Below are 12571 nucleotides of genomic sequence, written 5' to 3' on the forward strand. Positions count from 1 at the left end.
CGTTCGAGCGCTCCGTCTTCCGGACACGGTCGGACGGCCGTCCGGGTCGCCGCGCCGCCTGGACGCCGGACCCCGGCCCCACCTGCGGTTCTGGCCGGTCCGCGGCCCTCGCGGCGGCCGGGCGGACTGTTACAGAGGTGGTACGGGAGACCGGTTCGGGGCCGTGCGCAAGCCGGAGATGCCGTTCGCTGGTACGACCTGCCACTTTTGAGTGACATAAGGCTTTTCTGACGGTCCGTTGGCTTACCGTCCTGCTTGTGGGCTTTTCCGGGCCCTCACCGGTGCGAGGCCCGAGGAGAGACCCCATGCGATTGGCCCGCCTCACGCTGGCCGCCGCCGCGCTGCTGCTGGTGACCACGGTGACCGTCCCGTCCGGCACCCCGTCGGACCAGGCCGAGCGGCATGCGGCGCTCTCCTCGGACACCGTCCAGCCCCGTGGCGCCGCGCCCCGGCCCGCCGTCCAGCGGACCCGGCACGAGACGCCCTTCGGGGCGTTCGTCGGGTCCTGGGACAACTACATCCCGAACATCCGGCGGATGGCGCAGTGGCTGAACGGCGCGAACATGCAGGTCGGACACACCTACCTGGCCGGGAACGGCTGGGCGGACGTCGAGGGCGACCCGGTGGTGCTCGGGCTCTGGTCGCAGTGGAGGCTGGCCGACCCGTCCCGCAAGCTCGTGCTCGGCGTACCGATGCTGGTGCCCAACGAGGGCAACCTGCCGGACGGCGAGGTGGCCAAGCTGCTGGCCCGGGGCAACCGGGGCGAGTTCGACCTGCACTTCCTCAAGCTGGCCCGGAAGCTGGTCGCGTTCGGCGGCGGCGACACCGTCCTCACCCTCGGCTGGGAGATGAACGGCATCACGTACAGCAGCCGGTGCCGGCCCGACCCGGCGGCCTGGAAGGCGTACTGGCGGCGGATCGTGACGGTGATGCGGTCCGTCCCCGGCCAGCACTTCCGCTTCGACTTCGACCCCACCCGGGGCCTGGACGCCATCCCGTGGACGCGCTGCTACCCCGGCGACGACGTGGTGGACATCATCGGGATGGACAGCTACGACCAGCCGGCCGGCGGCACCTTCGACGAGTACGTCTCCGAGCCGTACGGGCTGCAGGACCAGGTCGAGTTCGCCGCCAAGCGCGGGAAGCAGGTCTCCTACCCGGAGTGGGGCCTGTTCGACAACGGCGACAACCCCGAGTTCGTGCGGCGGATGGTGGACTGGATGCGGACCCACGACACCGCCTACCAGACCGTCACCGACTACTGCCCGCACGGCTTCTGGGAGTGCGACCGGAACCCGCGCTCCAGCGCCGTCTTCAAGCAGCTGATGTCCGGCTCCAAAGGTGAGCCGAGCCCATGGAGCGTGCCGTGGAGCCCGCCGTGGGGGTCAGCTCCGGCTCCGGGCCACTAGCGCCTCCTTGAGGCGGGGCAGGCGGGTGCGCAGTACGTGCACCACCGCCTGCCTGGCCCGGACCCGGCAGGCCCGGACGACGGCGGCGGGGGCGGCCCGGCCCGGGCCCAGCACCAGGCGCTGGTTGGGGAGCTGGTCCGGGCGCCAGCGCTGCTTGTACGGCTCCTGGCCGCGCAGCAGGCTCAGCACCGGGATGCCGGCCTCCCGCACCTCGTCCAGCGCGACGCCGAACAGCAGGCCCGCGATGTCGAGGCGCTCGCGCAGCGCGGGGTGCGCGCCGTACATGTACAGGCCGCCGAAGGACGGGCAGAGCAGCAGCAGGTTGACGGCCACCGGCTCGCCGTCCAGCCAGTAGCGGTGCACGGCGGCCCGGCCGGTGGCCACCAGGCCGGTGGTGGACTCGGTGAGGTGGGCGGCGAAGCGCTCGGTGCGGTGCTCGGCGGTCGCACCGCGTACCTGCCACTGCAGGAAGTGCAGCCGGAGCAGTTCCTCGACCGCCGCCGGCACCTCCGCCGGGGTGGCGGTACGGACCTCGACCCCGGCCTCGGCGATCTTGCGCTGCTTGACCCGGCTGCGCTGGGCGGTCTTGCCCGGCAGGCGCTTGAGCAGCTCGTCCATCGGCACGGCGGGGAGGTACTGGCAGAGCGAGTCGGTGAACCGGTACCGGCGGCCGCGCCAGTGCTGGAAGAGCCGCTGGGCCGCCGCCTCCGGATGCACCTCGCGCAGGTCCAGGCTGTGCCAGGGGCGGCGCAGCGGGAGGGCTGCGGCGAGTTCGGCGGCGGCGCGGTCGGCGCAGGCGTCGTCGAGCAGGACGTCGGTGAAGTCGACCAGGCCGGCGCCGAGGTTGGTCAGGCCGCCGAACCGGCCGCGCCGCTGGAGGGCGGCGCCGCCGACCAGCCGGCCGTCCCGGCGGACCAGTACCAGCACCAGCGCGCCCGGGCGGCCGTAGTGCCGCCACCAGGAGCGGAGCCAGGCGGCGGCCTGGAAGGAGGTCGCGGTGGCGCAGCGGGCCGCGAGGTCGTCCCACTCGGCCGCGAGGGTGTCCAGCGCGTCGTCCGCGCGGTGGACCTCGGTGGTCCACCCGGAGGCTGCCGCCTGGGACGGGAGCCCGACGACGGAGTCGGTCCGTTCTTCGGTGGTCATCGTCGCTTCCCGGCTTCCTGCGGTTGCCCGGCGGCTGCGGGGTCCTTCGCGGCGGCGGGCCCGGCCGGCTCCTTGACGGGCTCCCCGGCGGGCTCCTCGGCGCGGGGACGCGGCGGTGCCGGGGCGTCCGGCTCGGCGGCGGGCCCGGTCTCCGGGGCGACGGCGGGCTCGGACGCGGGGCCGGACGCGGGCGCGCCGGGACGGCGGCGGGTCATCATCACCAGTGCGCCGATCAGCACCCCGGCCGCGCCGCCGACCGCCGTGTCCAGCTTCGCGGACGGCGAGGTCGGGGCGTCCGGCTCGGCGGCGGCGGCCAGCGGGACGAGCTTGACGCCGGTCTCCTTGCTGCTGGTGTTGGCGAACGCGATCAGCGACTTGGCGACCGCGTCGGCGGCCTGCACGGCGGACTCCGGGGTCCGGCCGGTGCCGGTCAGGTCGATCACCGGCGCGTCCGGCGAGGTGGTGCCGCTGACCAGCCCGGCCATCGCGGCGACCGACCGGCCGGTCTCGGCCGCGGCGGCGGTCAGCACCTGCGGCTGGCCGGCCAGCCGCCCGTACGCCTGGGCGAAGTTGACGGCGGTGGAGCCCTCCCCGGGGTTCTGCGGGACGACCACCACATAGGAGTTGGCGGCGTAGCTGGGGTGGGAGACGACGGCGTAGCCGGCCCCCGCCACCGCCCCCAGCGGGACGGCGAGCGCCACCGGCCACCAGAGACGGGTCAGGGCGCGCGCACTCCGGCGCAGTTCGGGCATCGGGAGCTCCGTAGGGGTGTCAGGGGTGTGGTGGGTCAGGACCGCGCGGTGGCGGGCAGCCGGCCGGCGGCTGCGGAGGGCGGGCCGAGCCGGTCGTAGAGCAGGCCCAGCTCGGCGGCGATCCGGGCGATGTCGTAGTGCGCGACGGCGGGCGGCTGGGGAAGCGGGTCGCCCCGGCCGAAGGCCGGGTGGGGGACGCTGCGGCGGCTCCGCAGATCGCTGAGCGCCGCGGTGTAGGAGGCGGGGTCGGACGGCACCCGGAGCGCCCCGGGGGCGGCCTCGGGCGCGAGCTCGGCCAGCGCCGGGCAGGCGCTGTACCGGACGGGCAGCCCGGCGGCGAGGCCCTCCAGGACGGTCAGGCCGAAGGTCTCCTCGGTCGAGGGGGCCGCCAGCACGTCCATCGCGGTGAGGAGTTCGGGCACGTCGTCGCGCTCCCCCACGCACCGCAGCCGGGCCCGGACGCCGAGCCGCTCGGCCCGGCGGACCAGCGCGTCCAGCTCCGGGCCCGCCCCGACCAGCAGCAGCCAGGGCTCGCGCAGCGCGGGGTGTCCGGCGGCCGGTGCGGTCAGCTCCGCGAGCGCGTCGACCAGCACCTCGAACCGCTTCCCCGGGACGAGCCGCCCGACCGCCCCGACCACCCAGGCCTGCTGGGGCAGGCCCAGCTCGGCCCGGACGGTCTGCCGCAGCGCCGCCCGGGAGGCGGTCGGCAGGCTGTAGCGGGCGGCCTCGATGCCGTTCGGGAGCAGGTGCACCCGGCCCGGCGGCACGCCCCAGTCGGCGAGCGTGCCCGCCACCTGGCCGGAGACCGCGACGGTGGTGCGGCCGAGCCGCTCGGCGGCCAGGTAGAGCGCCTTGACGCCCGGGGTGACGGCCCGGCCCTCGATCACACCCGGGTGCAGCGAGTGCTCGGTCGACACCACCGTGCGGACGCCGCCGAGCCGGGCCGCCAGGCGGCCGTACAGACCGGCCCGGTAGAGGTGGGTGTGGACCAGGTCGTAACCGCCGGCGCGGACCAGCCGGGTCAGCCGGGGCAGCACGCCGAGGTCGCGGTTGCCGCGCATCCGCAGGTCGTGCACGGCGACGCCGTCGGCCCGGAGCGCGGTCGCGACCGCCCCCGGGTTGGTGAGCGTCGCCACCTCGCAGTGGTGCCGCTCCGGCAGGTACCGCAGCATCAGCTGGAGCTGCCGCTCGGCGCCGCCGGCGGCGAGCCCGGTGATGACGTGCAGGATCCTCATCGCGTACCCCGCCTCATTCCGTACCCCGGCCCGTCGCCGGCTCCGGCTCGTCGTCCGTACCCCGGCCCGTGGCTCGCCCCGGCCCGGCGGGCGCCCCGCTCATCGCGGACTCCTCGGCGGCCGGACCACGCCGATCCGCCGCAGGCCGGTGACCAGGTCGCGGATCCGGTGCCGCCCGCGCTTGGCGCGCAGCCGCAGGGCGCCGTCGCGGTCGCCGACGTAGCAGCGGGGCAGCGCGAAGCGGCCGGTCAGCTCGCTGTGGCCGATCGCGCAGGCGTACTCGTACCCGGCGTCGCGGACGGCCAGGGCGGCGGGCAGGTCGACCGCACCGTACGGGTAGCAGAAGCCCGTCACCGGGCCGCCGACCAGCTCCTCCAGGGCCCGGCGGCTCTCCCTGGTCTGGACGGCGAGCGCCTGGGCGGACAGGCCGGGCAGTGCCTGGTGGCCGAGACCGTGCGAGCCGATCTCCCATCCCGCGTCGGCGAGTTCGGGCACCTGGTCGACGGTCAGGAGCTGCTTGCGCGGGCCCTTGACGTCCCAGCCGTTGTCGCTGCCGAGCAGGTCGGGCACGACGTAGGCGGTGGCCGTGAAGCCGTACCGGCGCAGCACCGGGACGGCGTGCCGGGCGAAGTCGGCGTACCCGTCGTCGAAGGTCAGGCCGACCATCCGGCCGGCCCGGCCCTCGGCGCGGGCCCGCAGCAGCTCGCGGGTGCTGACGCCGCGCCGGCCGGTGCGGTACAGCCAGTGCATCTGGGCGGCGAAGCGGTCCGGACTGACGGTGAGCAGGTACGGATCCTCTTCCTCGTCGGCCACCGAGTGGTACATCAGGATCCAGGGCGCGGCCCTGCCCGCTGTCGCCTGGGCCGGGAGGTGCAGATCCTGGGCTGGTTCAACGTCCATCGGGCAGCTTCCCTTCAGCGGCCGGGGGAGACGGATAGACGGCTCGGACGAGTGCGAGGACGGGCCCGCGCACCTCGCCCGCTCCGAACACGGTGCCGAGGGCGGCGAAGACGAGCAGCACGCACGCGCCCCCGGTCACCGTGGAGAGCAGTGGGTTGGCGGTCAGCCGGCCGGCCGGCGCGCCCAGCAGGGCGGCGCCGACGGCGGCGGCCAGCAGCCGGGCCTGGCCGCCGAGGACCTTCGGCAGCCGCAGCGCGATGCCGCGCAGCAGCAGGCCGCGCAGCAGCAGCGCGGCGGCGGCGGTGATCCCGGCGGCGTTGCCGGCCGCGAGGCCGAGCGCGCCGAACCTGGGCGTGGCGGCCAGGCTCACCGCCACGGTGACCACCAGGCCGGCCGCCATCGCGGCGACGGGGTACCAGTCCAGCAGCGCGCCCCGGCCGCCCGCCGCCGGGCGCGGCGGGCCGGCCGGCCCGCCGCCCCCGGGAAGCACCTCCGCCGCCCGCCGGACGACCGGGCGGACGGAGAAGAACGGGCGGACCATCACGCCGATCAGCGCCTGGGCGGGCAGCCCGAAGCTGTAGACCCGGATCACCGCGGCCGTCGCGGCGGTGTCCGCCGGGCCGAACGCGCCGCGCTCGAAGAGCAGCGAGACCATCGACGGCGCGCAGGCCATCAGGAAGGCGGTGCCGACCAGCACCAGCGCGGCGGCCTGGCCGAGGTCCTTCTCCACCCGGTCCCGGGCCGCCGCGAGATCGCCCGCGGCGAGCGCGCGGGCCACCAGCGGGAAGGTCACCGTGCAGATCAGGATGGCGGCCGTCATGGCCAGCTGGGAGACCTTGGCGGCGTAGTTGAGGTGCGAGATGGTGCCGGGCGGCAGGCCGGAGCCCAGGTAGCGCTCGATGAAGACCTGCGCCTGCCGGGTGAGGGTGAAGGCCGCCACCGGCAGTATCGCCAGCGGGATCAGCACCAGGCCCTGCCCGGCCGCGCCGCGCCGGGCCCGGCGGCGGCGGCGCCCCGGGCGGAGGCTGCGGACGAACGGGCCGATCAGCACCCCGGCCATCAGCAGGCTGCCGAGCGCGACGCCGACGGCGGCGGAGGTGACGCCGAGGAGGCCGTGGCCGGTCAGCAGCACGGCCAGGATCCCGAGGTTGTACGCCACGTAGATGCCGGCCGGGGCGGTGAAGCGGTGGTGGGCGCGGAGCGCGGAGCCCAGGTACCCGGCGACGCCGAACGGGAGGACGGTGAGCGCGGTGACCCGGGTGCAGGTGACGGCCAGCCCGGGGTCGGCGAGCCCGGGGGCGAGCAGCTCGACCAGCTGGGGGGCGCCGAGGGCGGTGGCCGCCGCCAGGGCGCACAGCGCGAGCAGCAGCCAGGGCAGTGTCGCCCGGACCAACTGCCTCACCGGATCAGGCCCTTGGGGGCGCTCCTCGCGCAGGACCAGGGCCAGGCTGAAGGCCGGGACCATCAGGAAGGCCATCGCGTCCTCGATCAGCAGCGGCGCGGCCGTCTCGGGCACCGTCCAGGCGACCAGGAAGGCGTCGGTGCCCTGGCTGGCGCCGAAGTACCGGGCCAGCAGCAGGTCGCGGAGCAGCCCGAGCGCCGAACCCGCCGCGCTGAGCAGGGCGGTGACCCCGAACGCCTTGGCCAGGAAACTCCGGCGCCCGGGCTCCTCCGGCCCGGACGGATCGGCGGGGCCGGCGGGCGCCGTGGGCTCGGACGGCTGTACCGGGAGCACCGGGCGGACCCCCGGCGGCAGCGGCGGGGCCACCGCGCTCGGCTGTTCGGTCGTCATGCCGCTGGTACTCCCACGGGGTTCGGGCCGGGCAGCGCCGACCGGGCGGCCAGGCCGAGCACCACGGAGGTCAGCACCGTGGTCGTCCCGCCGATGTCGCCGTACAGGAAGTCGACCAGCACCCAGGTGAGCAGCGCGAGCGCGGCCAGGCCCGGGCCCTTCGCCCGCCTCAGGCAGCCGGTCAGCAGGGTGAGGAACAGCGCGAGGTAGGCGACCGCGCCGGTCAGGCCCTGCTCGCTGAGCACCAGGAAGTACATGTTGTGCGGCGAGAGCAGCGGCTCGCGTTCGAAGCCGATGCTGGAGTCGGCCGCGTCGCTGCCGGAGGACAGCCGGAGCGGGGCGTGGCTGTCGCGCAGCTGCTGGAAGGCCTTCGGCCCGGCGCCGGTGACCGGGTGGTCCTGCCAGATCCGCTGGGCGGTGGCCCACAGGTCGTACCGGTCGCTGACCGAGTGGTCGGGCGCCGCCTCGACCGAGCCGATGCTGCTGAGCCGGTCGGTGACGCCGGAGGCGCCCAGACCGAACCCGCCGAGCAGGACCACGGCGGCGGCGGTCGCGAGGGCGGCGCTGCGGACGGCGAGCCGGGCGTCGGCCCGCAGCCCGAGCACGGTGACGGCGGCACCGCAGGCGATCCAGCTGCCCCGGCTGAACGAGACGGCGAGCGGGAAGGCCAGGAAGGCCGCCACCGCGTACATCGCCACCCGCAGCCGTCGGCTGCCGCCCGGGCCGCGCTCGCCGAGAGCGAGGGCCAGGGCGGCGAGCAGCCCGAAGCTGACCACCGTGGACATCCCCATGATGTCCAGCGCGCCGAAGGTGCCGACCGCGCGGATCGGCTGGCCGGTGTAGGAGGCGCCCGTCCGGGTCAGGTACTGGTCGGCGCCGAGCACGCCCTGGATCAGCGCGGCGGCGACGAAGGAGCCGAGCACCAGCCGCTGGTCGAGGCGGTCGCGCAGCGAGCAGAGCACCGCGGCGGGGACCAGGACGAAGACCTGGCTGAGCCGGACGAAGCCGGTGAGGCTGGTGGCCGGGTCGATCGAGCCGACGGTGGCGGCGGCCGCGGCCAGCACCACCCCGCCGAACAGCAGGCAGGCCGTCCGGCTCAGCAGCGGGGTCCGGCCGCGCAGCAGGTCGAGCAGGGTGACCGCGACCAGGGCGAGCGAGGCCAGGTCGGCGGCGGTGACGTGGACGGCGGCCGCGACGTCCTTCTCGCCGGTCGGCACGCAGACCAGCAGCACGGTCGCGGCCGCCAGCAGGCTGGGGCGCTTCAGCAGGACGGCGGCGGCACGGCGTATGGCCGCCCGGGCGGCGGACCCGCCGGCGGCGGCGGGTGCGGCCGCCGGGCCGGGGCGGGCCGGGTACGGCCGGACCGGTGCCGTTGCCGGTTCCGGGGAGGGGGGCGAGGCGGGCAGGGCGAGGGCCATGGGGGGGCTCAGCTCCCGTCCGGGTGGAGCATCAGCACGGCGGTGCGGAGCAGCAGTTTGACGTCCTGCCAGAGGCTCCAGCTCTCGATGTACCGGTTGTCGAAGCGGGCCCGGTCCTCGATCGAGGTGTCCCCGCGCAGGCCGTTGACCTGGGCCAGACCGGTGAGGCCGACCGGGACGCGGTGGCGGTCGGCGTACTCGGGGTAGGCCTGGCCGAACCGCATCACGAAGTACGGGCGCTCGGGGCGCGGGCCGACCAGGCTCATGTCGCCGCACAGGACGTTCCAGAGCTGCGGCAGCTCGTCCAGCGAGCTGCGGCGCAGCAGGCGGCCGACCGCGCCCATCCGGTGGTCCTGGGAGATGTTCCAGCGGGTGGCGGACTCGTGCTCGTTGCTGGGGCGCAGGGTGCGGAACTTGAGGACGGTGAAAACCTTGCCGTCCAGGCCGGTGCGCTGCTGCCGGAAGAGCACGCCGGGGCCGGTGTCGAAGCGGACGGCGAGCGCGCAGAGGGCGAGGACGGGGGCGAGCGCGAGCAGGCCCGTCCCGGCCGCCGCGATGTCCAGCGCGCGCTTGGCGGCCCAGCCGTAGCGGCGGGTGGCCGGGCGGCCGAGCGGGACGCAGGGGAAGCCCCAGAGGTGGTCGCGGGCCGGGCCGCCGACCGAGCCGTACTCGCGCAGGGCCGGGACGAGCCAGACCTGGCAGCCGAGCCGGGTGGCCTCACGCAGCGCGGCGGCCGTCTCGGTCTCGTCGGCGGCGCCCTCGGTGGCGACGACGTGGTGCACCCGGTGGCGCCGGATCTCGCGTTCGAGCACCTCCGGGCCGCCGAGCACGGGCAGCTTGGCGTCGGCGGCGAGCAGGACGGGATCCGGGTCGACGTAGCCGACCGGGCGCATCCCGTACTCCCGGCGCTCCGTGAGGACGGCCGCCACCCGCTGGCCGAGCTGGCCCGCGCCGAGGACCAGGACGGGGCTCGGGCGGCGTCGGCGGGCCTGCCGCAGGCGGTGGTAGATCAGGGCCCGGCCGCAGGAGGCCAGCAGCAGGAAGAGGGCCAGCCGGGCGGCGAGTTGGAGCGGGGTGGCGGGGCCGAAGTCCGGCCACCCCGGCAGACAGCCGGCCAGGGTGATCGCGAAGGCGGTCGCGACGGCGGCCCTGGCGGCGAGGGCGGGGATCTCGTCCAGGGCGGAGAGGGTGAGCCGGCTGCGGTAGAGGCCGCCCGCGAGGTTGAGCGGCAGCAGCAGCGGGAGTACGGCGCCGACCGCGAGCACGGAGTGCGGATGGCCCCCGGCGGCGAGCGAGGTCAGGGTGGTGGCGCCGAGGACCGCGAGGGAGTCGACCGTGACCAGACCGGTCGGCAGGACGGCCCGTGATCGGAACGCCCTGCGGTGCCTTCCGATCGGCGGGGCCGAGCGCGCCTGGCCCGCCGTGGCCGGGCGGTCGAGGAGCTCGGTGGCGATCCGCCGGGTGGACGGCAGGGGGCGGCCCGGCCGTGGCACACTCTCGTGGTCGATGGTCATCAGCGCGCGAACTCCCCTGCTGTGTACCCGCGATGACGGAACGTCCGGAGCCGGGCTGGGACCGGTGCGGCCATCCCGGCCCGGCGGATGCGGTCCAGGTAGCACCTGCTGCCGTGGATGGCGTTCGGGCCCTTCCCGGATGCCCCCACACGGGGCCGACAGCCAGAAATAGCGACGAAGCAGGCAAAATCAGACAATACCGAACGCTGGCTTGATTTCAGGAAGTTGACTTGCCATTTCATTCCACCCGCCCATTAATCAGACTTTTGGACTTGAGGTCCTCGGTCGTCCGGTCCAGGTGCGAATACAGCAGCACCTTCGCGGCGAGCATTCACGGTCTGAGAAACGATCAGGGCCGCCGGGGGACACGGGCGGCGCGGCGCGCCGATCGCGGGGCCGGGGCCCCGGGGACGGGACCTGCGGGGGAATCACCCGGCGGATCGGCGGGAGGACCCGCGGGCCGATCCACGGGCCGATCGGCATCGGGATTCATTCGGGGATTCGCAAGAAAGTTCGTTCGCAGAACAGTTCGATAGAGCGCGTCCACCTGTGCGACCGCACCGCGCACGTCGTGCCGCTCGACGACGTGCGCGCGGGCGAGCGCACCACGACGTTCGCACTCGATCGGATCCGACAGCACCTCGATCAGCCTGCGGGCGAGTTCGGACGGATTCTCGCGCTCCACCAGACACGCCCGCGCCTGCCCCGGCGGCAGGCATTCGCGGGCCCCCGGCACGTCCGAGAGCAGCACCGGCCGAGCCGTCGCCATCGCCTCCAGCGGCGCCAGCGCCATGCCCTCCCAGCGGGACGGCAGCACCACCAGGTCGGCCGCCGCCAGCCAGGGCCGAGGATCCGCGACGTCGCCCGCCAGCCGCACCCGGGCGGGCTCCGGCAGATCCCGCACCTGATCGGCGAGCCGGGTGGCGTCCGGACCGTCGCCGACCAGCGCCAGGCGCGCGGCGGGCAGCCGTTCGGCCACCTCGGGCCAGGCCGTGAGCAGCACGTCCTGGCCCTTCTGCCGGCAGAGCCGCCCGACGCAGACGGCGAGCGGGACGTCCAGCTCCAGCCCCAGCGACATCCGGGCGGCCCGGCGGGCGGCCGAGTCGGCGGGGGCGTGGTGCCGGACGTCCACACCGTTGGGGATCACCCGCCAGTCGGCCGCGAGCCCGGCCGCGACACCGTCCAGCCGCTCCTGCTCGCTGACGCAGAGCACCGACCGGGCCCACCGGGTCGCGTACCGCTCCCACCGCAGGGTGGCCGCGGCGAGCGGGCCCTCGACGGCGGCGAAGGACCAGGCGTGCGGCTGGAAGACGGTCGGCACCGAGCCCCTGGCCGCGAGGCGGCCCGCCAGGCCGGCCTTCGCGCTGTGCAGGTGCAGCACGTCGGGCGCGGCCGCGCGGATGATCCGCCGCAGCCGCCACGCCTCGGCCGCCGTCGAGGGGCCGGGCGAGCGCGCGGCCGGCCAGTCCAGCACCAGCGCCCCCGCGGCAGCGGCCTCGGCGGCCAGCCGGCCGCCCTGCGGGCAGGCGACCAGCACCCGGCAGCCCGCCTCACGCTGACCCCGGACGAGGTCCACCACGACGCGGGCGACACCACCGTCGACGGGCTGGGAGATATGAAGGATCGTCAAGTGCACGGACGCGAGCCTAGGTCGGCCCACCCCGACACCCCGGCCCTGTCACCCGTCCCGCCGACCAGGTCCACCCGTACGGCCCGTTCCCCCGCACACCCGTTCCCACCCGCCACTCACCCGTTCCCCCCGGGGGCCGCAGTACGGGCGGCGGCCCTCAGGGGCGCGGGGAACTGCGCGACCAGGCACCCCCGAAGGTGCACGGTTGCGCGAACACCCCCCGCCCCCTGCTCCGGTTGCCCTGAGCTGCACACCCCCACCCGCGGAAGGCGCTACGCCACCTCGTCCGCAAGGCGGGCGAGAACCGCATCGTGGATCCGGTTCAGCCCCTTCGGCGCGAAGGTCCGCTCGAAGAAGCCGCCGATACCGGTCGCGCCCTGCCAGGTCGTCTCGATGACCACCTTGGCCTGGCCGGCGCCGGCCTCGCTCACCGTCCAGGTGATCACCATGCTGGAGTTGGCGTCCGTCTCGACCAGCTTGCGCGGGCCCGGCTCGGTGACGGTGAAGAGGCAGTCCCGCACGCGCTTCTCGGTGGCCTGGAGCTTCCAGTGCACCTGGGTGCCCGCGCCGGTGCCGCCGGCCTTGACCTCGTACCCGCTGTACTGGGCGGGCAGCAGCTTGGGCCGGGTCACCGCGTAGTCGGCCAGCGCCTCGTAGACCCGCTCCGGGGATGCCTGGTAGACCCGCTCGGTGGTGGCGTTGACCTGTCCCATGACTGACTCTCCTCGAACTGCGACGGTACGGCTGCGCGCCAAGCCAACCACCGCCGTACCCCGGT

General features: G+C 75.5%; 10 protein-coding genes. 1 reads left to right on the plus strand and 9 read right to left on the minus strand.

The window, feature by feature from the left end; translation table 11 throughout:
- Positions 1-305: 305 nt before the first annotated feature.
- Positions 306-1409, plus strand: coding sequence for a glycoside hydrolase family 26 protein (locus tag ABD330_RS24135; protein ID WP_344468066.1), 1104 nt, complete (start codon positions 306-308; stop codon positions 1407-1409).
- Here ABD330_RS24135 and ABD330_RS24140 read toward each other — a convergent pair.
- From ABD330_RS24140 to ABD330_RS24180, 9 genes are all read right to left on the minus strand, one after another.
- Positions 1386-2552: a GNAT family N-acetyltransferase gene (locus tag ABD330_RS24140; protein ID WP_344468067.1), complete on the minus strand. Its 1167-nt coding sequence runs from the start codon at positions 2550-2552 to the stop codon at positions 1386-1388. The genes ABD330_RS24135 and ABD330_RS24140 overlap by 24 nt on opposite strands.
- Complete coding sequence (locus ABD330_RS24145) at positions 2549-3304, minus strand: YveK family protein (protein WP_344468068.1); 756 nt, start codon at positions 3302-3304, stop codon at positions 2549-2551. The genes ABD330_RS24140 and ABD330_RS24145 overlap by 4 nt, the downstream gene beginning before the upstream one ends.
- 35 nt (positions 3305-3339) lie before the next feature.
- Positions 3340-4539, minus strand: coding sequence for a glycosyltransferase (locus ABD330_RS24150; RefSeq protein WP_344468069.1), 1200 nt, complete (start codon positions 4537-4539; stop codon positions 3340-3342).
- 99 nt (positions 4540-4638) lie between these two features.
- Complete coding sequence (locus ABD330_RS24155) at positions 4639-5439, minus strand: polysaccharide deacetylase family protein (protein WP_344468070.1); 801 nt, start codon at positions 5437-5439, stop codon at positions 4639-4641.
- Positions 5429-7231 carry a lipid II flippase MurJ gene (locus tag ABD330_RS24160; protein WP_344468071.1) on the minus strand — a complete coding sequence of 601 codons (1803 nt, stop codon included), beginning with the start codon at positions 7229-7231 and terminating at the stop codon, positions 5429-5431. The genes ABD330_RS24155 and ABD330_RS24160 overlap by 11 nt, the downstream gene beginning before the upstream one ends.
- Entirely contained in the window at positions 7228-8649 is a 1422-nt protein-coding gene (locus ABD330_RS24165) for an O-antigen ligase family protein (RefSeq protein ID WP_344468072.1), read from the minus strand. Before ABD330_RS24165 ends, ABD330_RS24160 begins: the two co-directional genes overlap by 4 nt.
- 8 nt (positions 8650-8657) lie before the next feature.
- Complete coding sequence (locus tag ABD330_RS24170; protein ID WP_344468073.1) at positions 8658-10163, minus strand: exopolysaccharide biosynthesis polyprenyl glycosylphosphotransferase; 1506 nt, start codon at positions 10161-10163, stop codon at positions 8658-8660.
- A gap of 349 nt (positions 10164-10512) precedes the next feature.
- Positions 10513-11793 (minus strand): glycosyltransferase, encoded by a 1281-nt coding sequence (locus tag ABD330_RS24175; protein ID WP_425555624.1) that lies wholly within the window; start codon positions 11791-11793, stop codon positions 10513-10515.
- A 272-nt stretch (positions 11794-12065) separates the two neighbouring features.
- Entirely contained in the window at positions 12066-12506 is a 441-nt protein-coding gene (locus ABD330_RS24180; RefSeq protein WP_344468075.1) for an SRPBCC family protein, read from the minus strand.
- Positions 12507-12571: the final 65 nt, after the last annotated feature.

It is taken from the genome of Kitasatospora kazusensis (genome assembly GCF_039529945.1).
GTDB classification, from domain to species: Bacteria; Actinomycetota; Actinomycetes; order Streptomycetales; family Streptomycetaceae; genus Kitasatospora; species Kitasatospora kazusensis.

Coding starts and splice junctions, on each gene's coding strand:
- ABD330_RS24145 (WP_344468068.1), bottom strand. CDS start 3,304: ATGCCCGAACTGCGCCGGAGTGCGCGCGCCCTGACCCGTCTCTGGTGG.
- ABD330_RS24140 (WP_344468067.1), bottom strand. CDS start 2,552: ATGACCACCGAAGAACGGACCGACTCCGTCGTCGGGCTCCCGTCCCAG.
- ABD330_RS24135 (WP_344468066.1), top strand. CDS start 306: ATGCGATTGGCCCGCCTCACGCTGGCCGCCGCCGCGCTGCTGCTGGTG.
- ABD330_RS24150 (WP_344468069.1), bottom strand. CDS start 4,539: ATGAGGATCCTGCACGTCATCACCGGGCTCGCCGCCGGCGGCGCCGAG.
- ABD330_RS24170 (WP_344468073.1), bottom strand. CDS start 10,163: ATGACCATCGACCACGAGAGTGTGCCACGGCCGGGCCGCCCCCTGCCG.
- ABD330_RS24180 (WP_344468075.1), bottom strand. CDS start 12,506: ATGGGACAGGTCAACGCCACCACCGAGCGGGTCTACCAGGCATCCCCG.
- ABD330_RS24165 (WP_344468072.1), bottom strand. CDS start 8,649: ATGGCCCTCGCCCTGCCCGCCTCGCCCCCCTCCCCGGAACCGGCAACG.
- ABD330_RS24155 (WP_344468070.1), bottom strand. CDS start 5,439: ATGGACGTTGAACCAGCCCAGGATCTGCACCTCCCGGCCCAGGCGACA.
- ABD330_RS24160 (WP_344468071.1), bottom strand. CDS start 7,231: ATGACGACCGAACAGCCGAGCGCGGTGGCCCCGCCGCTGCCGCCGGGG.